This window comes from Pseudomonas sp. MYb60 (assembly GCF_002979555.1).
Classification (GTDB): domain Bacteria; phylum Pseudomonadota; class Gammaproteobacteria; order Pseudomonadales; family Pseudomonadaceae; genus Aquipseudomonas.
Genome location: NZ_PCOZ01000007.1, coordinates 130,188 through 155,231, shown reverse-complemented (window position 1 = coordinate 155,231; position 25,044 = coordinate 130,188). Strand labels below are relative to the sequence as shown.

At 59.5% G+C, this 25,044-nt stretch carries 25 protein-coding genes; 16 read left to right on the top strand and 9 right to left on the bottom strand.

The annotated features are described in order from the left end of the window. Positions 1–31 precede the first annotated feature (31 nt). Both CQ041_RS14070 and CQ041_RS14065 read left to right on the top strand, forming a co-directional pair. Positions 32–754, top strand: a complete 723-nt coding sequence (locus CQ041_RS14070; RefSeq protein WP_105523068.1) for a TorF family putative porin — start codon at positions 32–34, stop codon at positions 752–754. A 66-nt stretch (positions 755–820) separates the two neighbouring features. Next, complete coding sequence (locus tag CQ041_RS14065; RefSeq protein ID WP_105523067.1) at positions 821–1,687, top strand: DUF6279 family lipoprotein; 867 nt, start codon at positions 821–823, stop codon at positions 1,685–1,687. A gap of 34 nt (positions 1,688–1,721) precedes the next feature. Here the strand turns inward: CQ041_RS14065 and CQ041_RS14060 are convergent, their stop codons facing one another. Further along, a complete protein-coding gene (locus CQ041_RS14060) occupies positions 1,722–2,111 on the bottom strand; it encodes a transcriptional regulator (RefSeq protein WP_105523066.1) in 390 nt (129 codons plus the stop codon). A gap of 155 nt (positions 2,112–2,266) precedes the next feature. On the opposite strand from CQ041_RS14060, the gene CQ041_RS14055 reads away from it, so the two are divergent. Beyond that, positions 2,267–2,542, top strand: a complete 276-nt coding sequence (locus CQ041_RS14055) for a hypothetical protein (RefSeq protein ID WP_105523065.1) — start codon at positions 2,267–2,269, stop codon at positions 2,540–2,542. Positions 2,543–2,591: 49 nt separating this feature from the next. On the opposite strand, the gene CQ041_RS14050 is transcribed toward CQ041_RS14055, so the two are convergent. Then, positions 2,592–3,938, bottom strand: coding sequence for a DEAD/DEAH box helicase (locus tag CQ041_RS14050; protein WP_016979359.1), 1,347 nt, complete (start codon positions 3,936–3,938; stop codon positions 2,592–2,594). Between the two features lie 193 nt (positions 3,939–4,131). On the opposite strand from CQ041_RS14050, the gene CQ041_RS14045 reads away from it, so the two are divergent. Together CQ041_RS14045 and CQ041_RS14040 are read left to right on the top strand one after the other, a co-directional pair. Continuing rightward, positions 4,132–5,430, top strand: coding sequence for a mechanosensitive ion channel family protein (locus CQ041_RS14045; RefSeq protein ID WP_105523064.1), 1,299 nt, complete (start codon positions 4,132–4,134; stop codon positions 5,428–5,430). Between the two features lie 83 nt (positions 5,431–5,513). Continuing rightward, on the top strand, positions 5,514–6,764 hold the full coding sequence (locus CQ041_RS14040) for an OprD family porin (RefSeq protein ID WP_105523063.1): 1,251 nt from the start codon (positions 5,514–5,516) through the stop codon (positions 6,762–6,764). Here the strand turns inward: CQ041_RS14040 and CQ041_RS14035 are convergent. Together CQ041_RS14035 and CQ041_RS14030 are read right to left on the bottom strand one after the other, a co-directional pair. Then, on the bottom strand, positions 6,761–8,341 hold the full coding sequence (locus CQ041_RS14035) for an MFS transporter (RefSeq protein WP_105523062.1): 1,581 nt from the start codon (positions 8,339–8,341) through the stop codon (positions 6,761–6,763). The genes CQ041_RS14040 and CQ041_RS14035 overlap by 4 nt on opposite strands. Positions 8,342–8,407: 66 nt before the next feature. Then, positions 8,408–9,052 (bottom strand): hydrolase, encoded by a 645-nt coding sequence (locus tag CQ041_RS14030; protein ID WP_105523061.1) that lies wholly within the window; start codon positions 9,050–9,052, stop codon positions 8,408–8,410. A gap of 142 nt (positions 9,053–9,194) precedes the next feature. Between CQ041_RS14030 and CQ041_RS14025 the strand changes: the two genes are divergently transcribed. The 5 genes from CQ041_RS14025 to CQ041_RS14005 all read left to right on the top strand — a co-directional run bounded on the left by CQ041_RS14025 (position 9,195) and on the right by CQ041_RS14005 (position 14,462). Then, positions 9,195–10,091, top strand: coding sequence for a LysR family transcriptional regulator (locus CQ041_RS14025; RefSeq protein ID WP_105523060.1), 897 nt, complete (start codon positions 9,195–9,197; stop codon positions 10,089–10,091). 231 nt (positions 10,092–10,322) lie between these two features. After that, on the top strand, positions 10,323–11,705 hold the full coding sequence (locus CQ041_RS14020; protein WP_105523059.1) for an iron-containing redox enzyme family protein: 1,383 nt from the start codon (positions 10,323–10,325) through the stop codon (positions 11,703–11,705). A 12-nt stretch (positions 11,706–11,717) separates the two neighbouring features. Beyond that, complete coding sequence (locus CQ041_RS14015) at positions 11,718–12,044, top strand: Rieske 2Fe-2S domain-containing protein (protein WP_105523058.1); 327 nt, start codon at positions 11,718–11,720, stop codon at positions 12,042–12,044. Then, entirely contained in the window at positions 12,041–13,222 is a 1,182-nt protein-coding gene (locus tag CQ041_RS14010; protein WP_105523057.1) for a hypothetical protein, read from the top strand. Before CQ041_RS14015 ends, CQ041_RS14010 begins: the two co-directional genes overlap by 4 nt. 10 nt (positions 13,223–13,232) lie before the next feature. After that, entirely contained in the window at positions 13,233–14,462 is a 1,230-nt protein-coding gene (locus CQ041_RS14005; RefSeq protein ID WP_105523242.1) for an ATP-grasp domain-containing protein, read from the top strand. Here CQ041_RS14005 and CQ041_RS14000 read toward each other — a convergent pair. The 4 genes from CQ041_RS14000 to CQ041_RS13985 form a co-directional block, all read right to left on the bottom strand. After that, complete coding sequence (locus CQ041_RS14000) at positions 14,446–14,862, bottom strand: Lrp/AsnC family transcriptional regulator (protein WP_105523056.1); 417 nt, start codon at positions 14,860–14,862, stop codon at positions 14,446–14,448. The genes CQ041_RS14005 and CQ041_RS14000 overlap by 17 nt on opposite strands. 55 nt (positions 14,863–14,917) lie before the next feature. Beyond that, positions 14,918–15,793: a carboxylate/amino acid/amine transporter gene (locus CQ041_RS13995; RefSeq protein WP_105523055.1), complete on the bottom strand. Its 876-nt coding sequence runs from the start codon at positions 15,791–15,793 to the stop codon at positions 14,918–14,920. Positions 15,794–15,995: 202 nt separating this feature from the next. After that, positions 15,996–16,595, bottom strand: a complete 600-nt coding sequence (locus tag CQ041_RS13990; protein WP_105523054.1) for an FMN-dependent NADH-azoreductase — start codon at positions 16,593–16,595, stop codon at positions 15,996–15,998. 139 nt (positions 16,596–16,734) lie between these two features. Continuing rightward, positions 16,735–17,049 (bottom strand): 3-phosphoglycerate kinase, encoded by a 315-nt coding sequence (locus CQ041_RS13985; protein WP_105523053.1) that lies wholly within the window; start codon positions 17,047–17,049, stop codon positions 16,735–16,737. A 49-nt stretch (positions 17,050–17,098) separates the two neighbouring features. Here CQ041_RS13985 and CQ041_RS13980 point away from each other — a divergent pair, with 49 nt between their 5' ends. The 5 genes from CQ041_RS13980 to aqpZ all read left to right on the top strand — a co-directional run bounded on the left by CQ041_RS13980 (position 17,099) and on the right by aqpZ (position 22,243). Next, complete coding sequence (locus CQ041_RS13980; RefSeq protein ID WP_105523052.1) at positions 17,099–18,022, top strand: LysR family transcriptional regulator; 924 nt, start codon at positions 17,099–17,101, stop codon at positions 18,020–18,022. A gap of 14 nt (positions 18,023–18,036) precedes the next feature. Beyond that, a complete protein-coding gene (locus tag CQ041_RS13975; protein ID WP_105523051.1) occupies positions 18,037–18,840 on the top strand; it encodes an alpha/beta fold hydrolase in 804 nt (267 codons plus the stop codon). Positions 18,841–18,843: 3 nt separating this feature from the next. Then, a complete protein-coding gene (locus CQ041_RS13970) occupies positions 18,844–19,407 on the top strand; it encodes a peptidylprolyl isomerase (protein WP_105523050.1) in 564 nt (187 codons plus the stop codon). Between the two features lie 80 nt (positions 19,408–19,487). Next, the gene (locus tag CQ041_RS13965) at positions 19,488–21,320 is read left to right on the top strand and encodes an ABC transporter ATP-binding protein (RefSeq protein WP_105523049.1); all 1,833 of its coding nucleotides are present in this window, start codon (positions 19,488–19,490) and stop codon (positions 21,318–21,320) included. Between the two features lie 221 nt (positions 21,321–21,541). Then, positions 21,542–22,243, top strand: coding sequence for an aquaporin Z (gene aqpZ, locus CQ041_RS13960; protein WP_105523048.1), 702 nt, complete (start codon positions 21,542–21,544; stop codon positions 22,241–22,243). 12 nt (positions 22,244–22,255) lie between these two features. On the opposite strand, the gene CQ041_RS13955 is transcribed toward aqpZ, so the two are convergent. Beyond that, positions 22,256–23,380, bottom strand: a complete 1,125-nt coding sequence (locus CQ041_RS13955; RefSeq protein ID WP_105523047.1) for a GNAT family N-acetyltransferase — start codon at positions 23,378–23,380, stop codon at positions 22,256–22,258. A 283-nt stretch (positions 23,381–23,663) separates the two neighbouring features. Between CQ041_RS13955 and CQ041_RS13950 the strand changes: the two genes are divergently transcribed. Further along, positions 23,664–24,995 (top strand): putative porin, encoded by a 1,332-nt coding sequence (locus CQ041_RS13950; RefSeq protein WP_105523046.1) that lies wholly within the window; start codon positions 23,664–23,666, stop codon positions 24,993–24,995. The last annotated feature ends 49 nt before the right edge of the window (positions 24,996–25,044 follow it).

Here is a 25,044-nt window from a genome sequence, read left to right as displayed (position 1 = left end):
TTACTGCTCCTCGCTTTTCATGGAGTGAAGCATGGTCAAATCCTGCATATTCCTGGTCGGTGCCCTGGCAGCCTGCCCCCTTGCCGAAGCGCAGATCTTTCAGCGCGAACTGGGCGACTTCGACCTGAAATTGGGCACCACGCCCAGCCGCAGCATGGCCCAAGGGCTGGTCAAGCCCACGTCCCCCGGCAGTGACTCATTTCATGGCGGGCTGGACCTTAGCCACGACAGCGGCCTGTACATCGGCCAGTTTTCACCGAGCATGGGCCTGTCACCCGACAGCAACCTTGAAGTCGACTCCTACATGGGGTTCAAGCACCCTTTCGACCAGACCCTGGGTTACGAAGTCGGGCTGATCCATTACAGCTACCCCCGACTCAGCCCCCTCGACAGCCAGGAGTTCTACGGCGGCCTCAACCTGTTGGGCAACCGCTTCGGCGCTTCCTTCAGCAACGACCCCGACCGCCAGGACAGCACCTTGTTCGCCGACCTCAGCGGTACCCAGCCGTTCGGCATCGGCGTGAGCATGAAGTACACCACGCATCAACTGGGTAGCCCGGTCTCGGTAGAAGGCGGTTCCATCCGCACCTTCAGCGACTGGTCAGTGCAGTTGTCGCGGCAATGGAGAGGTGTCGACCTCAACCTCATCTACAGCGACTCAAGCCTCAGCGGCGGCGATTGCTCAGCGTACTCAGGACACAATTCGCAATGCGATGGCCTGTTGACCTTGAAGGCCGCACACGCGTTTTATTGACAGGCTGAACTGTCGCCCCCAGCGCGGGTTCACATGCATTGACTCCCTCTGCGCAAGGACCTGCCCATGCTGCGTCGGCTCAAACTCCTGATAGTACTGTTGACCCTGAGCCTGGCGCTCACCGCCTGCAATCGTGTGGGCCTGGCCTACCGCAACCTGGATGTGATCATCCCCTGGACCCTCAACGACTACCTGGACATGAACGCCGGGCAGAAAAGCTGGTTCAACGACACACTCAAGGAACATCTGGCCTGGCACTGCACTACGCAGCTGCCGGGTTACCTGGACTGGCTGGACCGCTTGCAGCAAATGGTCGACGACAACCAGGTCACCGATGCCGCGTTGCAAAACCGTACCGTCGAGGCCAAGCAGGCCATCGCCGAGGTCGCCCGGGAAATCACACCGTCTGCCATCCAACTGCTCAAGGGTCTGGATGACCAACAGGTCAAGGAGATGAAAGCGGCCCTGGCCAAGGACTTGCGTAAACGCCAGGACGATTACCTCAAGCCGCCGCTGCCACAGCAGATCAAAGACCGCGCCGACCGCATGAGCAAACGCCTGGATGCGTGGATTGGTCCGCTCAGTGCCCGCCAGCAGGAACGGGTCATGGCCTGGTCTACCGGCCTGGGCAATCAGAATGAGGCGTGGATCGGCAACCGCGCGCATTGGCAGACACAGTTTATCGCCGCCGTCGATCAACGCCACAGCGCCGATTTCTCGCAGAAGATGCAGCAGCTATTGGTGGACAGGGAAAGCCTGTGGACGCCTGCCTACCGTTCCGCCTATGCCCAGACGGAAGCCGCAGCGCGCAGCTTGCTGGTGGACCTGATGGCCGAGAGCACCCCGCAACAACGCTTGAAGCTGACGCAAAAGATCGACGGCGTGCGCAACGATTTCAAGGCCCTCAAATGCCTCAAGGCTGCACAGGCCTGAATCGAAGGCGCGAGCTTGCCCGCGCCTACAGGTGTCAGGCGATCTGAGCCTTTGAGGCCACCTCGGCAAAGGTTGCAGGGTCCAGCGCATCCGGCTGTTCATCCAGCACCTGACGCGGGTGATCGTTGCCCGGGATCGAGCTGTCGATCAGCGCCAGCAACTGCGCACCGAGTGGGGTGAGGATGAAGTTCTCGCCATTGCCGCCCTCTTCCTCAGGACGTGACTCAATGAAGCCCCGCTTGAACAACAGCGCTTCATAGTCCGCAGCGGTCTTTTTCAACGTATCCAGATTGCCGGTGCTCTCCCCCGCCGTCGCTTTTTCAGCCGCTTCCTCTTCGGCGTACTTGCGCGGAGCAAAGCTGCCTTCACCGTTCTGCACTTCATGCAGCAAACGTTCGATCAGATCCCAGTTGTAAGTCGTCATCCTGATTCCTCCTTCAGGCCACAGAAAAGTTAGCCCGTCTTGAGGTGTGACACGCGGGGTCAGCCGCCGTTCAGCCTGACTGACGGGCGTCAGTTCTCTGAACTTTCCAGACGTTCGCCCCCTCAACTGCACATAACCGCCAAGGAGGTCCGACCATGAAAACCCTGAAAAACCTGGCCATTGCCGTCGCGTTGTTGAGTGCCGTGCCCGCGTGGGCCTGCACGCCGGAAGAGGCCACGCAGAAGCGTGAACAGCTCGCCGAAAAGGTCAGGAGCGTCACTGAACACAACCCGGCCAAAGCCAAGGAGATCAATGAAGCGTTGCGTAAAATGGACGTGGACACGGCGGCCGCCGACTTGCCCGATAAATGCCAGTTGATCGAACAACGCCTCAAGGATCTGGACGAAGCGGCGGCCAAGGCCAACAGTTGAAGGCATAAAAAAACCGGACAATCGTCCGGTTTTTTCACACCTGCCCGCGTTACTCGGCGGCCGGTGCTTCTGGCTTGCGGCGCTTGAGCGGGGCCATGCCATCCTTGCTGACGAGCGACAGGTTGTCGGTCTTCGGACGGTTGGCGATCTTGCGCTTGGTCGGCGACTTGGCGCCGGTTTTCTTCTTGTCGCCCTTGGCGTCGGTCTTTTTCTTCTTCACGCCAACAGCCTTGCCCGACGCCTTGACCTTCTTCGGCCCGGTGTAGGTGCCTTTGACTTCCTTGATGGTGCGGCGCTCGAACGACTGCTTCAGGTAGCGCTCGATGCTCGACATCAGGTTCCAGTCGCCGTGGCAGATCAGCGAGATGGCCAAGCCATCGTTACCAGCACGCCCGGTACGGCCGATACGGTGCACGTATTCGTCGCCGCTGCGCGGCATGTCGAAGTTGATCACCAGGTCCAGGCCGTCCACATCGAGGCCTCGGGCGGCAACATCGGTGGCCACCAGGATTTTCACGCCGCCAGCCTTCAGGCGGTCGATGGCCAGCTTGCGGTCCTTCTGGTCCTTCTCGCCGTGCAGCACGAACGCCTTGTATTCCTGGGCCACCAGGCGGCCGTAGATGCGATCGGCGGCCGCGCGGGTGTTGGTGAACACGATGGCCTTCTGATAGGTCTCGTTGGCCAACAGCCAGTTGAGAATCTGCTCTTTGTGCACGTTGTGGTCGGCGGTGACGATCTGCTGGCGCGTGGTGGCGTTCAGGTCGCTGACGTTGTTGACCTGCAAGTGCTCAGGGTTGTTCAGCACCTTGGCGACCATGTCGCGCAGGGTCGAACCGCCGGTGGTCGCGGAGAACAGCATGGTCTGCTGGCGGTTGACGCACTCGCCGACCAGACGCTGCACGTCATCGGCAAAGCCCATGTCGAGCATACGGTCGGCCTCGTCCAGCACCAGCACTTCGACCTCCTTGAGGTCGAGGTTGCCAGCATTGAGTTGCTCGATCATGCGCCCCGGCGTACCGATCAGGATGTCCGGGACCTTGCGCAGCATGGCGGCCTGGACCTTGAAGTCTTCACCGCCGGTAATGATGCCGGACTTGATGAAGGTGAACTGCGAGAAACGCTCGACCTCCTTCAAGGTCTGCTGGGCCAGCTCGCGGGTCGGCAGCAGGATCAGGGTCTTGATGCTCACGCGGACCTTGGCCGGGCCGATCAGCCGGTTCAGGACAGGCAGGACAAAAGCGGCGGTCTTGCCACTACCGGTTTGAGCTGTCACCCGCAGGTCACGCCCTTCGAGCGCGAGCGGGATGGCCGCTGCTTGCACAGGCGTAGGCTCGACAAATTTAAGCTCGGCCACGGCTTTGAGCAGGCGTTCGTGCAGGGCGAATTGGGAAAACACGGGTGCTACCTCGAAGAAATGCAAAATATCAGCGGCATAGGGTACCGGTTTCGGCCGTCCAAACCGAGTTTCTTTACGCGAACGGTAGCAATCAGCTGGTTTTTTGTGAGTACTTTTGTCTGTAGAGCCAACTTTGTAGCACTTCAATGCTCTAATTGCCCCGTCTTGTCTTATAGAAGAATTGGTTTCACCCATGGATATCAAACAACTCTGGCTCAAGGTCCAAGACCTCTGGGGCACCCTCGATGAACACCCGCTGTTGCATGCGAGCCTCGGCTTCCTGGTGTTGCTCGTGGTGGCACTGTTACTTGGACGGGTTGCGCGCTACCTCATCCTCCACGCCGCCAAACTGCTGGGCCGGCAACCGGCGCTGCATTGGCTCAACGACCTGCGGCACAACAAGGTTTTCCACCGCCTGGCGCAGATGACGCCCTCGCTGGTGATCCAGTTCGGCCTGTACCTGGTGCCGGACCTGAGCAAGACCGCGATCCTCTTTATCGGCAACGTGGCGCTGGCAATCACCATTCTGTTCCTGGTGCTGGCCATCAGTGCCCTGCTCAACGCCCTGCTGGATATCTACGCACGCACCGAACACGCACGCACGCGCTCGATCAAAGGCTACGTGCAGCTAGCGAAAATGGTGCTGTTTGTGTTTGGCGCGATCATCATTGTCGCCACCCTGATCGACCGGTCGCCGCTGTTGCTGCTGTCGGGCCTGGGTGCCATGTCGGCGGTCATCCTGTTGGTGTACAAGGACACGCTGCTGTCGTTCGTCGCCAGCGTGCAGTTGACCAGCAACGACATGCTGCGGGTCGGCGACTGGATCGAGATGCCCCAGGTCGGCGCCGATGGCGATGTGGTGGACATCACCCTGCACACGGTGAAAGTGCAGAACTTCGACAAGACCATCGTCTCCATTCCTACCTGGAGGCTGATGTCCGAGTCGTTCAAGAACTGGCGCGGCATGCAGGCCTCCGGCGGGCGGCGGATCAAGCGCAGCCTGTTCATCGATGCCAGCGGCGTGCGCTTCCTGCGCGACGATGAAGAAGTACGCATGACCCAGGTGCACCTGCTCACCGACTACATCGGGCGCAAACAGTCCGAACTCAAGGCCTGGAACGAGGCCCAGGGCCACAGCGCGCAGCTGTCGGCCAACCGCCGCCGCATGACCAACCTCGGCACCTTCCGCGCCTATGCCCTGGCGTACTTGAAGAGCCACCCGGATATCCAGCCGAACATGACCTGCATGGTGCGCCAGATGCAGACCACCGCCCAGGGCGTGCCGCTGGAAATCTACTGTTTCACCCGCACCACCGCGTGGGCGGATTACGAGCGTATCCAGGGCGATATCTTCGATTACTTGCTGGCGGTGCTGCCGGAATTTGGCCTGAGCCTGTATCAGCAACCCAGTGGCAATGACCTGCGCGCCGGGGTATTGCCCGCTGTGCTCGGCGCCAGTCACGTGACTGCGCCGGAAAAAGCCCTGAGCTAGAGCGATTCAGCACAGCCGTTCAATCACTGTGCTGAACATTCCGCGACCCTTGGCCTCATTGGAAATCCTTTGAGGCAACACCGATGCGCGCGCCAACCCTGCTTTCCTTCCTGCTGGCCGGCACTTGCAATAGCGTGCTGGCGGCGGGACTGATCGACGATTCAACCCTGGATGTACTCAGCCGCAATTTCTACCTGGACAACAAAGACCGGTCCTCCGAAGGCAAGCCGCACAAGCAAGAGTGGGCCCAAGGGTTCATCGCCAATTTCGCGTCCGGCTTCACGCCAGGCACGCTTGGCGTGGGAGTGGACGCCCACGCCTTTGTCGGCCTGAAACTCGACGGTGGCAGAGGCCATGCCGGCACCGGTCTGCTGCCATTGGACAGCGACGGCCGCAGTGAAAGCGAGTACTCCAGCGCAGGCGGCGCGCTCAAGTTGCGTGCGTCGAAAACCACCCTGTCGGTGGGCGAAATGACCGTCGAAACCCCCGTGTTCGACACCTCCGACAAACGCCTGCAACCCGAATACGCCACGGGCTTGTTGCTGGACAGTCGCGAAATCGACGCCCTGCACTGGCAAGCCGGGCACTTCACCGCGTTCAAGAATCAGGATGCGTCGACGGGCCGTGGCGACTTCAGTGGCTACGGCGCGAGCACCCGCAGCGGCGCCATCGACTTTCTGGGAGGCCAACTCTTCGAAGGCCAGCCCGTGGGCGGCGCACTCTACGCCTCGCAACTGACCGACACCTGGCGCCAGTACTACGCCAACCTGCACTGGTCACCGGCCAACTGGATGCTGGACAGCAATATCTACCGCACCCAAGACCAAGGCCGCGCCGTTGCGGGCGCCATCGACAACACCGCCTACAGCCTGGCGGGCAAATACAGCTTTGCCGCGCAGTCCGTGACCCTGGCGTATCAGAAGATCAACGGCAATACCCCGTTCGACTTTGTCGGCGGCGACTCCATCTACCTCGCCAACTCCATCAAGTACGCCGACTTCAACGGCCCGGAGGAGGCCTCCTGGCAACTGCGCTATGACCTCAACCTCGCCACCTTCGGCATACCCGGCTTGAAGTTCATGACCCGCTACGTCACTGGCCGTGGCATCGACGGCACCCACGCCCCTCAAGACGGCGCATACGCACTCCAGCAAGGCCGCGGGGGCCGTCACTGGGAGCGCGATATCGACCTGCATTACGTGGTTCAATCCGGCCCGGCCAAAGACCTGTCGGTGCAGTTGTCCCACGTCAGCCACCGCGCCAATACGGCCCAGGCGGGGAATGATATCGACCGGGTCTATGTGGTGGTCGAATATCCATTGAAGTTGCGTTAACCCTGGAGAAAGTGACGAATTCCGATCTCCACCCCTTCGCTCTGATACCGCCGCGCCGCCGCTTCAATCTTCAATTCGGCGCGGGTCACGCGCTGGTGGTGGCGCAGGTGCCCAACCCAGGATTCGTCGTAGAACACTTCACACCAGCGGCGGGGGTTCTGGCTGTCTTGCAGCAGGCCCCATGAAAACGAACCATTGCGCTGGCGCATGCGGCGTAGGGCGTGCATGGCCTGGGTGAAGTCCTGGATATGTTGCGGGTCGATGTCATATTCCAGCGTCACCATCACCGGACCGCGCTCGACGTCCTGACCCTCTGCCAGCAACGGCTGAGGCCAATGCAGTGAAGGCGCCAGGTCTTCGGCCTTGCGTTGCGGCAGCGCCACGCGCCAGGTCAGCAGCACGCCCAAGACCAGCACCGAACCGGCAACGCTCAGGGCCAGGCTCATGGAGCTATGGCTGGCGACCCAGCCCCAGAGCAAACCGCCAAGGGCCATCGAGCCAAAGAACATCAGGATATACACCGCCAGCGCACGGGCCCGCACCCAGGCCGGTACCGAGGTCTGGGCCGCCACCTGGAAACTGGACAGCACCGCGATCCACGCCGCGCCGCTGACCAGCATCACCGGGATCAGCACATAGAATTCGCGCACCCAGGCCAGCGCAAACAACACCAAGGCATACACCAGGCTGGCAATCGCCACGAGTTTGTCCACCGCCAGTGCCTGGCGCAAACGAGGCAACAGCATCGCCCCCAGCACCGCACCCACGCCGACGCTGCCCAGCAACACCCCGAACTGCGCCGCACTGCCGTGCAATTCGCCGCGCACGATCAAAGGCAACAACGACATGCCGGCGCTCGCACCGAAGAAGAACGCCAATGTACGCACCAGCACCCGCTGCAGTGGCCGCGAACTGCGTGCATAACGCCAGCCCACACGCACGGCGCTGAACAGCCGCTCGGCCGGCAACACGGCCACTTGCGCTTCACGCTTCCAGAGCAGCAGCACCGAAATCACCGCAAAAAACGACAGTGCGTTCACCGCAAACGTGGCCCACGGCCCCACCAGGCTCACCAGCACGCCGGCAATTGCAGGGCCCACCGCGCGGGCCAGGTTGGTGCCGACACTACTGAGGGCAATCGCCGAGGGCACCTCGTCAGACGGCACCAATTCCGGGGTCAGCGACGACCACGCCGGCATCATCAGCGCCGTGCCAACGCCCATGCCCAGGGTCAACAGCAGCAACAGCGGCACGGTCATCAGGCCGCTCAGGGTCAACACCGCCAGCAGCAACGCAACCGTGGCCATCCAGGCTTGCACCATCAACAGGTACCGGCGCTTGTCGACGATATCCGCCAGGGCACCCGCCGGCAGTGCCAGCAGGAACATCGGCGCGGCGCTGGCGACTTGCACCAGGGCGACGGTCATCGGGTTGGCCGACAGCGAGGTCATCAGCCAGCCGGCACCGACCTCGTGCATCCAGGTGCCGATGTTCGAGGCGATGCTGGCGAGCCAGAGCCCACGGAAGATCGAGTGTTTCAACGGGCTCCACGGGGAGCGGGCGGTGGTGGTGGTCATGGGGCAACCCTGATCGAAAAATGCGCAAAAAAAGCCACGGCCCAAGGGCCGTGGCTCCCAACCAAGTTACTTGACCTGACGCTGCGGCGCGCCGTGCACCATCGTGTAGGCGTAATCCACGCCCATGCCGTAGGCGCCGCTGTGCTCGCGCACCAGGTCCATCACTTCGTCGTAGGTCTCTTTGTGCGCCCAGTCGCGCTGGTATTCGAGCAACACTTGCTGCCAGGTCACCGGCACCGCACCCGCCTGGATCATGCGCTGGATCGACATGTCGTGGGCTTCCTTGGTGGTGCCGCCGGACGCGTCCGTGACGATGTACACCTCGTAGCCTTCAGCCAAGGCTTCCAGGGCCGGGAAGTTCAGGCAGACCTCGGTCCACAGCGCAGCCATGATCAATTTTTTGCGGCCGGTCGCTTTCACTGCGGCGACCAGTGCCTGGTCTTCCCAGGAGTTCATCGAGGTGCGCTCGATGGGCTGCTGGTCCGGGAATACGCTGAGCAGTTCCGGCCAGATATAGCCGCTGAAGCTCTTGGTTTCCACCGAGGTGAAAATGGTCGGTACGTTGAAGATCTTGGCGGCTTTGGCCAGGGCCACGGTGTTGTTCTTCAGGGTCTGGCGGTCGATGGACTGCACACCGAAGGCCATCTGTGGCTGGTGGTCGATCAGGATCAGGGTGGAGTTGGACGGGTTGAGCAATTCGCGAATGGACATGGTGGCTTCCCTTTAATGGTCTGTAGTTGGTTTTTTAAGTGCTTCCAGCGTTGCTGGCGGCTTGGAAGTAACTTTACGGGCTAGCCAATATCGAGACAATTACCTAAAATACGGATTCATTGATTCCAAAAAAGGGACAATCATGGACCGCATCGAGTGCATGCGTGCGTTCGTCGTCACCGTCGGCGAAAACGGCTTTGCTGCAGCGGCCCGTGCCATGGACGTGCCGCGTTCAAAAGTGAGTAAACAGATCCAGGCGCTGGAAGAAGCCATCGGCGTTCAACTGCTGCAGCGCACCACTCGCAGCCTGCATCTGACGGAAGCGGGCGCCGAGTACTTCGAAGCGGCACGGGAAGTCATCGCCGCCCTGGACGAGGCCGAGCAACGTGCACGGGACGGCATTGGTGAACTGCGCGGCGTGCTGCGGGTGAATGCGCCGATGTCGTTCGGCCTGCACCGGCTGGGGCGGCTAATTCCGCTGTTCCACGAACAGCACCCGAACATCGAGCTGCAACTGGTGCTCAGTGACCAGCAAGTGGACCCGGTGCGTGGCGGTTTCGACGTGACCATCCGCATCGCCAGCCTGCCCGACTCCACCATGATCGCCCGCCAACTGGCGCCCGCGCCACGCATCATGGTGGCCTCACCGGCCTACCTGGATCGCGCTGGTCTACCCAAGACCCCACAAGACTTGCGCGAGCATCAATGCCTGAACTACGGCTACCTGCAAAGCGGCGTGAGCCTGCAACTGAGCAACGGCAAAGACACCCAGCGCGTCAACGTCACCGGCCCCCTGCACGCCAACAACGGTGACTTGCTGGCCCAGGCGGCCGAAGCGGGAATGGGCATTGCGCTACTGCCGGACTTCATCGTCGAACAAGCACTGGCCGCCGGCCGCCTGGTACCGGTGCTCTGCGAATGGCAGGCGCCGGCCATTACGGTGAATGCGGTGTATTCATCGGCGCGGCGGGTGCCGCAGAAGACGCGGGCGTTTGTGGATTTTCTGGTGAAGGAGTTGGCGGTCAAAGCGATGCGCTGACGGCCCCCGCACCTTGCGCCCTATCAGTCGGATGTACACCTGATATCAAAAAATCGACGATCAGGTGTAGTCAGTCCACGTTTCAAAATCCATCTACCCAGTCGACTTAAGAAATTTTCACTACGAATTTAGTTGAACTTACTAATGAGACGCATCATTTTCAATCTGTTGCGAAAAAAAACAAGTCTATAGCATCGGCTCATCACATAAATTCAGTGACGGGTATTTCTGATGCTATTGAAAACGAGTAACTCAGATAAAACCACACGCTTTTCATTATCACATTCAGAATCGCAAGCGCTGGCCGACTACGCTAAAGGAAAAGCTTTTGCCCAGCCTGGTAGCTTTTTTACCTGTACACCCTACCAACGCCCGTTACGACCACAGGATACGACAGATTCTATTTTCAACACACGCTTGACAAGCGATCAACTTTCAAACACTCACGCCCTGTTCGCCCAACGTTTGTTATTCAATATTTACGAACAAGACATGCTGTTTCTGCCGCACCCTCCAACGCCCTTTGATTTGAAAGAACTAAAGGCGTTTTATGATTCAGCTCATGTTGCCAAGGGTAAAACAATACGCCCGTTACTGGAGCAGTATTTGTACGACTGGCTCAGGCACGAGGTGCATATCAGTGGCCCCTGGTGCGCAGAGTCCTTTATTGCTCATACGAATGAGGTATTAGACGCTGTCGCTCAATCTGACTCGAAACTGCCTAAGGTACTCACAAACAGTCGCTATCCAGAGCGAGCCGCCAAGTTTTTCATGGTCCAATGTGCCGGCGACTTTCTCAGCGAAGCTTCCGCGATGGCCCGTAACGTGTTGGGTAACTGCGGTCCACACACCAGTGAACTATTCAAGATATTGATAGATGAGTACGGCTACGGTGTCGATAAAAAAAAGCACAGCACCCTGTTCGAAAAAATGCTTAAAGATATGGGCATGTCGCATCACGCACACCATTACTGGCAGTTCTATACCGCCGGCGCCCTTTCCCTGACGAACTACTTCCACTACGTATCGGCGAACCACAGTGAGTTCTTCCGGTATATAGGTGCACTGTACTACACAGAAGCAACATTAGCCCTGACAACCCACGATCAATCGGAGGCGTTCAAAACTATCTTCAACGGCACGGTATCAACGGAGTATTTCGACGAGCATTCACACATCGACAAGTATCACGGAAAAATGGCGCTAGAGCGTCTGATTCTCCCGATGATCGAAAGCTTTGGAAACACGATAATTCCCGACCTGATTAGAGGTTTTGAAGAGTTCAGGCTGCTTCAAGAAATTGCCGACGAAGAACTGTACGCGCATATCAAGTGGCATGACGAGCTGGGCGAGTTCCGTACACGCGCAAACTCCCTCCACGGAAAGCGGCCAGTCGACTTGACAATTACCGAGCACGAACATGAGCTTTCCGTTGTACATACTCATTCCAACGATGAACTTTTTTGGGTTGAATCGGGTGAACTTGATTTTGTCACCAGCCCGGACTTGACAGTGCGCCTGGTGGCCGGAGAGGGCATCGTGATTCCAAAAGGAATGCTGCATGGCACTCGCATCGTGAGCCCCTCCTGCACCTACAACGTTACAGCCATTTGAGTGGGCACTCGAATGAAATCCATTGCACTGAACCTCAACCAGGCCAGCTACGTGACAGTTGAGCAAAAAACTTATTTTCTCAAATACCTGGCGAACTCGACGCAATTACTGCCCACCACATGCCCCCATCGTGGAGGCCCGCTGTACCTGGGTGAAATAGCAGACGACGGTCAAAGACTGATATGCCCGTGGCACACCAATGCCTACAAAGTTTGCGATCTGGAAAAAAAGTCACTGCCCTCTGTGCGTGTCAGAGATCAAATCAGCATCGTTATCGGTGACACCGAATGTTGCACGCCTTCACTAAAACTTACCCCATATGGCGCAGGACTTTCATGAACCCCCAATCAACGCTGGCTGCGTTTTATTCCGTCGTCACCCTCTTCACTGGCCTGGACATGGCAATCGTGATTGCCATGGTCTGGTTCGGGCTGGAAACCACAGGCTCGACATTCCTCGTAGGCACTACCTTGTGCGTAGCAACGGTAGTGCCTTACTTGTGCGAACAGTTGATCGGCAAGTTCATCACCTTTGAGATGAGTTTGAAGCGGCTGTTGCACATTCGACTGATTGCATTTACCGCTGTATTAGGCCTGTCATTTACCAACGCTGCGCTTCTACCTGTGGGTTTTCTGGCCATTGCCTTCGTCGTGGGAGTGACCGACTACTTCACCATCAGCACCCTCGAATCGAACAATACCAAGCTGGTACTAGCAGGGCTGACCAATAGCGATACCTCGGCGCGCTTGATGCAAACCGCCATTCAGATTGGAGCCTTTGGCGGAGCCCTTATTGGCGGAATCGTCGTCGATATGTTTTCGGTCGGTCAAACGCTGCAAATCATCAGCCTGGTGGCAATCCTCTCACTGGCAGGCATTTTTCTCGTAGCGCCAACCCCTGCTGCCGCTACCGTCGAGCGTACCGCCGGCCCTCACAGTCAGAGCCCCACCTCTCTGCCACGCACTCTCTACATTCTGATCATTGTGTTGAGCATGATCGGGTTCCACATAGGCGCTTTCAACAGCTTGGTACCCATCGTTTTTCAAAAGCTCAATGCCTGGAGTGCGACTGTGTTCGGTGTCGCCAGTGGGCTTGCGGGGCTGGGGGCGTTCAGCGCGGCAGTGGTTCGCAGGATCAGGCTCAACAGCTACGGCGCAGTTGCGCTGGTGATAATGGCGGACGTTGCAATCGTCTTCCTCCAGCATACATACGTGATGATGGCTGCTGCCTTTCTGTTGGGATTCTGTATCAACAGCCTGCGGATCCAACTGCGCAAGACCCTGATCGAGTCAGCGCCTGACCCAAGGGGCGCCGACATAATTGCAGCAAAAAGCGCGTTCTTTTACCTCCTGGTCAGTGGATCCGCGCCGATGGTATTGACGCTCTTCACCACGTCCGCATTCCTCGGGCTCGAAGGTGCACGTTATTTGATGATTGCCTCCGCCATCCTGCTGAGCATCGCAGTCGTGGTATGGAACCTGATACCTGCAACGGTCGCAGCCCCCCTCAATGAGTAAGGAGTCCACCGTGAAAACCGTGCTGATCGTAGACCCATTCTCGACAGGCAAACTCTACGCACCCTTGCTCAACGCCCGGGGGGTGGAGTGTATTGCGGTGATCTCCACGCCACACCTGCCCAAGCACTTTACCAATGACCTGATTACCGAAAACTTCAAAACCGTCTACGTATGGCACGAAGCTCTACTGAATACCTTTAAAACAATCGCCCCAAACGCCGTGATCGCTGGATGCGAAACGGCGATTTACCTAACGGACTATCTGACTGAAAAGCTTGGCACGCGGGGAAACACGCGAAGCACCAGCGACTTGCGACGCAATAAGTTGTGCATGCAGTTGGCACTTGAACAGCGCGGATTGGCGAACATCGCTTCACAGCTTCTGGATTCACGAGCGCGTATTGGCGACGTCGTGGCCTCACTGGATGAATCAACCAGCTACGTAGTCAAACCACTGAATTCTGCAGCCACCGAAGGCGTGGTCTTCGCCAGAGGGCGCAACGAAGTCGAGTCTGCACTGAAGAATGCGGCGTGGCAGCAGGCTAACGATCTTGGTGAGATCAATCTCGGCTTCATCGTGCAGCCGTTCATTGCAGGCCCGGAGTACGTCGTAGATATGGTTGCATTTGAAGGCGCCTATGTCGTCGCTTCGGTATGCAGATACACCAAAACTGCGAAAAACGGCAGCACATTTGTTTATGAGAGCCTGGACACTCTCGATCCACAGGCCGAGCATCTGAAACCTTTGCTCGACTACGCACGCCGAGCCGCCGCTGCACTGCACATACGGGTCGGCCCAATTCACATGGAGATCATCTGGGCTGAAGACGGGCCTGTGATGATTGAAGCGGGCGGCCGGCTGCATGGAGGCGTGGCGCCCCTGCTTTTCCAGCAGGTCTACACGCCTGACCTGCTCTCACTTGCGATGGACAGCTACTTGGGGAGCCCAAGGCCCAGGAACGATGCTGTCAGCCAGTTCAGCCATGGCCGAATCGGTTTTTTCAGTGCTGACGAACAGCGCACCTTCGACGTGCCTTCTGCACACGTCATTCAAAGTGTTATGACAGATCCAGCGTATTGCGGGCATCGCTATTTCATCGAGCCCGGAACAATCACATCAGTGACTATCGACTTCGCCACCTGCCCGGGTTTGTTCTGGATACATCACGCATCCAAACAGCAATTGGAAGTCAGCAGCAAAAGCCTACGCAAACGGTTGTGGCCTAGCGCCAGACCTTAAGGACAGGATTCACGACCACATCCTTCACATATTCGTTCTTCAGCAGGTTGTCCTTGAAGGCCGTCAGGTCTTCGAACGTTCTATATTTCACTTCGAGCATCATGTCCACCTCACCAAACAGCGAGTACACATGAGTAACTTCACTGAGCTGCTTGAGTATTGGAAACAGCAGGTGGCAGCTGTTACCGGTGAGCTTGAGCATTAAAAATGCCGACTGCAGCCCTTCGTCCTCCGCTGCCACGTTTATGGTGAAACCCAGAATGATGCCCTTCTCGACCATTTTCTTGACGCGCGACTCAACGGCCGTCCGCGACTTGTGAACATGCCGCGCCAACTGCGCCAGACTCATTCGGGAGTCATCTTTCAAAGCCGCAATGATCAGCTCATCAATTTTGTCCATGCTGGCGCCTCCGCAGGCATCTTTCTTCACTGCCACCCCCCAATGCCAAGGCCCACTAGTGGGCCGGTGCGCCCGCAGCCCCGCGCTTAGCACCCAACCGACTGATCCACACCGCCCCCAGAATCACCAACCCGCCCAGCGCCAGGCGCCCCAGCGGCTCATGCTGGTTCCAGATCAGCAGGTTCAACAACAACCCTACCGGCACGTGCAGGTTGTTCATTACCGCCAGCGTGCCGCCTTGCACCAGGCACGCGCCCTTGTTCCACCAGTACATGCCCAGCGCCGTGCTGACCAGGCCGAGGAAGACCAGCACGTACCATTGCAGCGGCGCATCGGGGAGGTAGTTGGCCTTGCCGAACAACAGGAATGCCGGCAGTACCACCAGCAACGCGCCCACGTAGAAGAAACCGAAGCGGCGGTAATGCGGCAGGTCGCTCGGGTAACGCTTCACCAGGTGCTTGTACATCACCTGGCCGGCGGCGTAGGTGAAGTTGGCCAGTTGCAGCAGCAGGAAACCTGCGAGGAAGTGCGGGGTGATCTGGTCGAAGCGAATCACCGCTGCGCCCGCCACGGCCACCAACGCGGCGACCAGGGCCCAGGGGTTGAAGCGGCGGTTGAGGGCGTCTTCGATCAGGGTCACGTGGAGCGGCGTGAGGATGGTGAACAGCAGCACTTCCGGCACCGTGAGCACCCGAAAGCTCAGGTACAGGCACACGTAGGTCACACCGAACTGCAGTGCACCGATCACCAGCATGCCGCGCATGAAGCCCGGCTCCACCGAACGCCAGCGGGTCAGCGGGATAAACACCAGGCCGGCCAGCAGCACGCGCACCAGCACGGCGAAATAACTGTCGACGTGACCGGCGAGGTATTCGCCGATCAAGCTGAAGGAAAATGCCTGAATCAGGGTGACAACCAGTAGATAGCCCATGTGCGCCTCTTTTCGAATGGGCGGGACATTAAAGGTTTTCGACGGTTGAAGAAACTCGGGGCAAAAAAAACCCGACCTCGCTACAGCGTCAGTCGGGCAGGAGCACTCAGGAGCAAAAGTGCAAAGGGAGGTTCGTTACGAGTACTTGAAGGGTTTGCGTGGGGCTAGATAAACATGGGGGGATTATCTGGCGATTAAAGGATCACGCGACCTGGGCCAGCAACGCCTTGGCATGGTTGATGCCCTTTTCCTGGAAATCACCGCTCAGGTTCACGCCTTCGGCGTGGATGAAGGTGACGTCATGAATCCCGATAAAGCCCATGACCTGGCGCAGGTAGGGTTCCTGGTGATCAGAGCTGGCACCGGTGTGAATCCCGCCGCGAGCGGTGAGCACGATGGCGCGCTTGCCGGTGAGCAGGCCCTGCGGTCCGGTGGCGGTGTACTTGAAGGTCACACCGGCACGCAGCACGTGGTCCAGCCAGGCCTTGAGGGTGCTGGGAATGGCGAAGTTGTACATGGGCGCGGCCATCACCAGCACGTCGGCGGCCAGCACTTCGTCGGTCAATAGGTTGGAGCGGTCCAGGGAGGCCTGCTCGTTGGCATTGCGCTGATCCACCGGCTTCATCCAGCCGCCGAGCAAGTCGGCGTCCAGGTGCGGAACCGGGTTGAGGGCCACGTCACGCACGGTGATCTGGTCCGCCGGGTGGGCGACCTGCCATTGGCTGATGAACTGCTGGGTCAGCTGACGGGAGATCGAGTCCTGCTGGCGAGCACTGCTTTCGATGATCAGAACGTTGGACATGGCGTTGTAGGCTCCATCTGTAAATGCTGTAAGTCGATGGAGTGAAGATTAAACAACGCCAATTCGATTAAAAAGCGCAAAAAACTGCTATAAACAATCTATAAATTTGTTTATATGCACGGCATGCTGCGCCGATGCATCACTTCGGCCCGCAGGCCAGGGCAATGCGCATCTTGATAATCGCGCGGTTGAACTTGACCGTGGTGTTGGTGCTTTTACCGGCTGGCACGGTGACGGTGCGACGGCGCGGCGATTCCGGGCCGTTGGTGAAGGTGACCGAGCACACTGCGTCCTGGTTGCCATAGTTATTGAGTTGGATCGAGCTGATGTCGCCGTCCACGTCGGACGCGGTGTAATCGATGCTCACGCCGTCGATCTTTTTCGTCACGTCGATGGGATAGGCAAACGCGCTCATCGGCAGCAGCGCCAGCAACAGATAACAGAATTTTCTCATTCGGCAGTCTCCAATAAGGACCGCCAGCTTAGGACAAGAGGAACCCATCTTGAAAGCGCCCCGCGTTACCCTCGATCAATGGCGCACGCTGCAAGCCGTGGTCGACCATGGCGGCTTCGCCCAGGCCGCCGAAGCGCTGCACCGTTCGCAGTCTTCGGTGAGCTACACCGTGGCCCGCATGCAGGACCAGCTCGGCGTGCCGCTGTTGCGCATCGACGGGCGCAAAGCCGTACTCACCGACGCCGGTGAAGTGCTGTTGCGCCGTTCGCGGCAACTGGTGAAGAACGCCAGCCAGCTGGAAGACCTGGCCCACCACATGGAGCAAGGCTGGGAAGCCGAAGTGCGCCTGGTGGTGGACGCCGCCTACCCCAACGCGCGCCTGGTGCGTGCGCTCACCGCATTCATGCCGCAGAGCCGGGGTTGTCGCGTGCGCCTGCGTGAGGAGGTGCTATCCGGGGTTGAAGAGTTGCTGATGGAAGGCGTGGCCGACCTGGCGATCTGCGGCTTCAGCATCCCCGGTTACCTGGGCACCGAAATGAGCGACGTGGAGTTTGTCGCCGTCGCCCACCCCGAACACGCCCTGCATCGCATGAACCGCGAGCTGAGCTTCCAGGACCTGGAAAGCCAGATGCAGGTGGTGATCCGCGACTCCGGCCGCCAGCAACCGCGCGACGTGGGCTGGCTCGGCGCCGAACAGCGCTGGACCGTCGGCAGCCTGGCCACCGCCGCATCCTTTGTCGGCAGCGGCCTGGGCTTTGCCTGGCTGCCCCGGCACATAATCGAACGCGAACTCGCCGAAGGCGTGCTCAAGCAGCTACCCTTGGAACAGGGCGGCAGCCGCCACCCCACGTTCTATCTGTACTCAAACAAGGACAAACCTTTGGGGCCCGCCACGCAGATCCTCGTCGAGCTGCTGCGCACCTTCGACACCGCCCCATTGGACGCGGCTTTCGCCGCCCCCCAGCAAGCCTGAAACGGAGTTCAAGCATGGCCTGGTTCGATCACGAAGGATGCAGCCTGCACTACGAGGAATATGGCCACGGCAACCCGCTGATCCTGATCCACGGCCTGGGCTCCAGCAGCCTGGATTGGGAACTGCAGATCCCGGTGCTGGCCCGGCACTATCGTCTGATCGTCGTGGACGTGCGCGGCCATGGTCGTTCCGACAAACCCCGCGAGCGCTACAGCATCCCAGGGTTCACCCATGACCTCGTCGCATTGATCGAACACCTGGCGTTGCCCCCCGCCCATGTGGTGGGCTTGTCCATGGGCGGCATGATTGCCTTCCAGTTGGCGGTGGACGAACCGGCCCTGGTCCGCAGCCTGTGCATCGTCAACAGCGCACCGCAAGTGAAGGTGCGCAGCGTCGACGATTATTGGCAATGGGCCAAGCGCTGGAGCCTGGCACGCGTGCTCAGCCCAGGCACCATTGGCAAGGCCTTGGGCGACCGGTTGTTCCCGAAACCGGAACACGCCGACCTGCGCCGCAAGATGGCCGAGCGCTGGGCAAAAAACGACAAACGTGCTTATCTCGCCAGCTTCGATGCAATTGTGGGCTGGGGCGTGCAGGAACGACTGTCGCGCATCACCTGTCCAACCCTGGTCATCAGCGCCGACCGCGACTACACCCCCGTGGCGCAGAAAGAAAACTATGTAAAACTGCTGCCCGATGCGCGGCTGGTGGTGATCGAGGATTCCCGCCATGCCACGCCGCTGGACCAACCCGAACGCTTCAACGCTACCCTGCTCGACTTTCTGAGCACAGTCGAAACCACTACCCAGGATCACTGACCCATGCTGAAAAAAATCGCCCTCTTTGCCGGCTCCGTGCTGTTCGCTGCCAACCTGCTGGCGGCCACGCCTGCCAAGGCGCCGCAAGTCCTGATCAGCACCACCAACGGTGATATCGTTATCGAACTGGACCCGGTCAAGGCGCCCATCAGCTCCAAGAACTTCCTGGCCTATGTCGACAAGGGTTTCTACAGCAACACGATTTTCCACCGTGTGATCCCGGGCTTCATGGTCCAGGGCGGCGGCTTCACCGCACAGATGTCGCAGAAGCCGACCGACGCGCCGATCAAGAACGAAGCCAGCAACGGCCTGCACAACGTCCGGGGCACACTGTCGATGGCCCGCACCTCGAACCCGGATTCGGCCACCAGCCAGTTCTTCATCAACGTGGCTGACAATGCCTTCCTCGACCCGGGCCGTGATGCCGGTTACGCGGTGTTCGCCAAAGTGGTCAAGGGCATGGACGTGGTCGACATCATCGTCAACTCCCAGACCACCAACAAGCAGGGCATGCAGAACGTGCCAATCGATCCTGTGTACATCAAGTCGGCCAAGCGCATCGACTGAGGTAGCAGGTAGCTCCGCGCGCAGCCCACAAGGCCGCGCGCGCATTTGAAAGGAGAGCCCTGCACGGGGCGTCATACTTAATGCTCTATCGTCGTTTTGAACAACTGATCGATATCTTCCGCGACGCTCCTACCGCGTCCCCTCCCGATAAAGTTCTGCCCTTCTACCTCTATTACCTGCGCCAGGTGTGGCCACATTTTGCCGCGCTGCTGGTGGTAGGCCTGATCGGTGCGTTGATCGAAGTCGCGCTGTTCAGCTACCTGAGCCGCATCATCGACCTGGCCCAAGGCACGCCCCCGGCCGATTTCTTCCAGGTGCACAGCACCGAGTTGATCTGGATGGCCGTGGTCGCCCTGCTGCTGCGCCCGATCTTCGGCGCCCTGCATGACCTGCTGGTGCACCAGACCATCAGCCCCGGCATGACCAGCCTGATCCGCTGGCAGAACCACAGCTATGTGCTCAAGCAAAGCCTGAATTTCTTCCAGAATGACTTCGCCGGGCGCATTGCCCAGCGCATCATGCAAACCGGCAATTCCCTGCGCGACTCTGCCGTGGCGGCCGTGGATGCAATCTGGCACGTAGCGATTTATGCCATCAGTTCCCTGGTGCTGTTTGCCGAGGCGGACTGGCGCCTGATGATCCCGCTGGTGACCTGGATCATCTGCTACAGCCTGGCCTTGGGTTACTTCGTACCACGCGTCAAAGAACGCTCGGTGATTTCCTCCGAAGCGCGTTCCAAGCTGATGGGCCGTATCGTCGACGGCTACACCAACATCACCACCTTGAAACTGTTCGCCCATACCCAGTACGAGCAGCAGTACGCCAAGGAAGCGATCATCGAACAGACCGAAAAAACCCAGCTGGCCAGCCGCGTCGTGACCAGCATGGACATCGTGATCACCACCATGAACGGCCTGCTGATCGTTACCACCACCGGCCTGGCCCTGTGGTTGTGGACGCAGTCGCTGATTTCCGTGGGCGCCATCGCGCTGGCCACCGGCCTGGTGATCCGTATCGTCAACATGTCCGGCTGGATCATGTGGGTGGTCAACGGTATTTTCGAAAACATCGGCATGGTGCAGGACGGCCTCAAGACTATCGCCCAACCCCTGGCGGTGATCGACCGCGAGAACGCCCCGCGCCTGAAGGTGCCCCAAGGCGAAGTACGCTTCGAGCAGGTGGACTTTCACTACGGCAAGCAGAGCGGGATCATTGGCGGGCTGAACCTGCAGATCAAAGCCGGCGAGAAAATCGGCCTGATCGGCCCGTCCGGCGCGGGCAAGTCCACGCTGGTCAACCTGCTGCTGCGCCTGTACGACCTGCAGGGAGGACGCATCCTGATCGATGGCCAGGACATTGCCGACGTTGCGCAAGAGTCATTGCGCGCGCAGATTGGCATGATCACCCAGGACACTTCGCTGCTGCACCGTTCGATCCGCGACAACCTGCTGTACGGCAAGCCGGACGCCACCGATGAGGAACTCTGGTCCGCCGTGCACAAGGCGCGCGCCGACGAGTTCATCCCCTTGCTGTCGGACGCCGAAGGCCGCACCGGGCTGGACGCCCATGTCGGCGAGCGCGGCGTGAAACTCTCTGGCGGGCAACGTCAGCGCATTGCGATTGCACGCGTGCTGCTCAAGGATGCGCCGATCCTGATCATGGACGAAGCCACCTCGGCCCTGGACTCGGAAGTGGAAGCCGCGATCCAGGAAAGCCTGGAAACCCTGATGCAAGGCAAGACCGTGATCGCGATTGCCCACCGACTCTCGACCATCGCGCGGATGGACCGCCTGGTGGTGCTGGAAAAAGGCCGGATTGCCGAAAGCGGCAGTCATGCCGAATTGCTGGCCCACCGCGGCTTGTATGCCAGGTTGTGGCAGCACCAGACCGGGGGCTTTGTCGGTATCGACTGATAAATCAAAGCCCATGCACAGTTCAAAATGTGGGAGAGGGCTTGCCCCCTCCCACCTTTGACTGCATTTCAACCGAGCATTTTGCAACACCCAGCCGGCCTGGATTTGTGCCACAACCGTGCTGTAATTCAGTGCAGTGCCCAGACGGGCGCTGAAGTAAATCTGCAGGGAGCATCACTGATTTACGGATTCGGTAGAGCGATCTATCAAGGACGGGCGGCATGTCTTTGTTCAAGCGTTCACTCACAGAGGGGCTTGGAACGTTTTGGCTGGTGTTGGGCGGTTGCGGGAGTGCGGTGCTGGCCGCAGCGTTCCCGGCAGTCGGAATTGGTCTGTTGGGGGTGGCCCTGGCGTTCGGGCTCACCGTGCTGACCATGGCGGTGGCCATCGGGCATATCAGCGGATGTCACCTCAACCCGGCGGTATCGGTGGGGCTGGTGGTGAGCGGCAGGTTTCCGGCCAGGGAGTTACCGGCTTACATCGTCGCCCAAGTCATTGGCGCTACCCTTGCAGCGGCATTGCTGTATTTTATTGCCAGCGGCAAACCGGGCTTCGAACTGGCGTCGGGCCTGGCGTCCAACGGCTATGGCGAGCATTCGCCGGGAGGTTATTCACTGGCGGCCGGGTTTGTCAGTGAGGTGGTCATGACGATGATGTTCGTGGTGATCATCCTCGGTGCCACCGACCCACGTGCTCCCAAGGGCCTGGCGCCCATCGCCATCGGCCTGGCGCTGACCCTGATCCACCTGGTTTCCATCCCCGTCACCAACACCTCGGTCAACCCGGCCCGCAGTACCGGCCCGGCCTTGATGGTTGGCGGGTGGGCAGTCCAGCAGTTGTGGATGTTCTGGCTCGCGCCGATCCTGGGCGCGGTCATCGGCGGCGTTACCTACCGATGGCTGGGGAAGGAGGACCCGGGCTGAGACAACAGGGGTTCAGCCTTGCCGATACGGCAGGGCTGCCCTTGCCTCCTCGGCATACGCCAGGATTCCCACCCGTTCACGCTCGAGAAAATCCTCCACGGCACTCTTCAGCCCCGGATGGCGCAGGTAGTGCCACGACCGCGTTATCACCGGTTCAAAACCGCGAATCAACTTGTGTTCACCCTGGGCCCCGGCGTCGAAGCGTTGCAGGCCGTGGGCAATGGAGTAGTCCATACCCTGGTAAAAGCAGGTTTCAAAATGCAGGCGGTCGAATTCTGCCAGGCAGCCCCAATAGCGGCCGTAGAAGCTGTCGCCGCCGATCAGGCTGAAGGCCATGGCCACCGGGCGGGGGCCTTGCTTGGCGAGCACCAAGCGGATGGCTTCGGGCATACGCTCGGCCAGCAGGCTGAAGAATTCCCGGGTCAAATAGGGCGATTGGCGACGGACGGCATAGGTGTTGGCATAGCAGGCGTAGACGAAGTCCCACTGCGCTTCGCTCAATTCATGACCCTGCAGCCACTCGAAGTCGATGCCCTGCCCCGCCACTTGCTCACGTTCCTTGCGCATCTGCTTGCGCTTGCGTGAACTCAGGGCGTCGAGGAAGTCCTGAAAATCGCGATAGCCACGGTTCTGCCAGTGAAACTGACAGCCCAGGCGCTGCAACCAGCCCGGTTGTTGCGCCAGGGCGTCGTCGGCCAAGCCATCGGTAAAATTGACATGGGCACTGGAGAGCCCTTCGATTTCCAGATAGCCCGGCAGGCTGTTGAGCAGTTCGAAACCCTCCTCGGCGTTCGCCGCCAGCAGGCGCGGCCCGCTTACCGGGCTGAAAGGCACGGCCGTCAACAGCTTGGGATAGTAATCAATGCCGGCGCGCTCACAGGCATCGGCCCATCCATGGTCGAACACATACTCGCCATAAGAATGCCATTTGCGGTAGCACGGCAATGCCGCCACCAGCCGCTCACCCTCCCAATGCAACAGATGCTCGGGCTGCCAACCTGAATGCGGGCCGACGCTGGCGCTGTCTTCCAACGCGCTCAGAAAGGCGTGCCGCACGAAGGGCTGCGTGTGAGGAACCAGTGCATCCCAGGTCTGCGGGGCAATTTCGGACAGGCTGATCAGGCGTTGCAACGGCATCGGCATCCTCTTTGTTCAAGGGCTTGGGAGCCCGGCGAGTATCGCCTATCGCCGGGCTTCGCACACCCTCAAATCGCCCGACAAGGCTCTGGACCGATAGTTCCAGGAATCCATAAATTGTCATATAGATGAAATCACTTAGCCACTACTCCGTCATAAACCATCGCGATACTGACGCCTGTTTTTAGAGCGTCTGGTTCTACCAGGCGGCTATTTTGCCGTCCGCCTTCGGTCGGTTGTGTCCTGGATGGTTTGCCATCCCTCCTCACTTTCGGAGATTGATATGCGTCTTGCTTCCACCAAAACTGCGGCGGTCCTGTGCGGCGGCTTGCTCCTGGCCCTGAGCGTTCCGGCCAGCGCTGCAGTCGACGCTAAATTGCTCGACATGCTCAAGGCCAACGGCCAGATCACCACGGCGCAGTACACCGAACTGCAAAACGAGTTGGCCAAGGACCAGAAAGAGCAGCAGATCGCTCGCCAGGCTCAGCAGGAAACCAACGAACAGATCGCCGCCACCGCGAAGAAAACCAACGAGCTGAGCAGCTTCGACCAGAAGCTGGCTTGGGCGGCCAAGACTCAGTTCAAGGGTGACGTGCGCATGCGTCATGAAACCATCAAGATCGAAGGTGAAAACGGCCGGGCCGTTGGCAGCGGTCGTGACAAGGATCGTGAACGTATCCGTGCACGCCTCGGCGCCTACACCGAGATCAACCCACAGGTGGACACCGGTATCCGTATCGCCACCGGCAGCAGCGCCGATGCCCGCTCCACCAACCAGGACCTGGACGGCGCTTTCGAGAAGAAATCGATCTGGCTGGACCTCGGCTACATCGACTACCACCCTGACCAGATCAAGAACCTGCATATCATTGGCGGCAAGATGATGCAACCGTGGGTCAGCATGGGCGACGTGATCTGGGATAGCGACATCAACCCGGAAGGCCTGGCCGTCACCTACAAATACCCACTGGGCAGCAGCGCCGAACTGTTCGGCAGCCTGGGTAACTACAATCTCAAGGACAACGTCGACGGCGACGGCGTGCAATACCGCCACGACCTGCGCATGAACGCCGGCCAGTTGGGTACGCGCTTGACGCTGACTGACAACCTGAAACTGACCCTGGGCGGCAGCGTCTACGCCTTCCAGAACGATGACGAAAAACGCTCCACCGAACTCGCGACTCCGCTGGCGATCAACGGCAACACGCCTAACGGTGAGTTCCGCCTGTACGAAGGCTTCGGTCAAGCCGACATCGGCGGCCTGGCAGTACCGCTGTCCTTCTACGGCCAGTACGTGAAGAACAACGACGCTATCAACGATCAGGACACTGCCTGGTTGCTGGGTGCCAAGTCCAAGGTGTTCGGTTTCAACCTGGACTACAACTACCGCGACGTGCAGAAAAACGCCGTGGTGGGTGCCTTCACCGACTCCGACTTCGGTGGCGGCTACACCGGTTCCCGTGGTCACAAGTTCAAGGTTGGCTACGACATCGACAAGAACTTCTCGGTCGGTGCCACGTACTTCCTGGCCAAGACCGACACCTACAGCCGTACCCGCATCAACGACAGCGCCAAGGCCAATACCTTCCAGCTGGATGCCGAAGCCAAGTTCTAAATGTTTGAGTAAAAGCCTTGGGCCAGGACGGCCCGAGGTCGCTGCACCA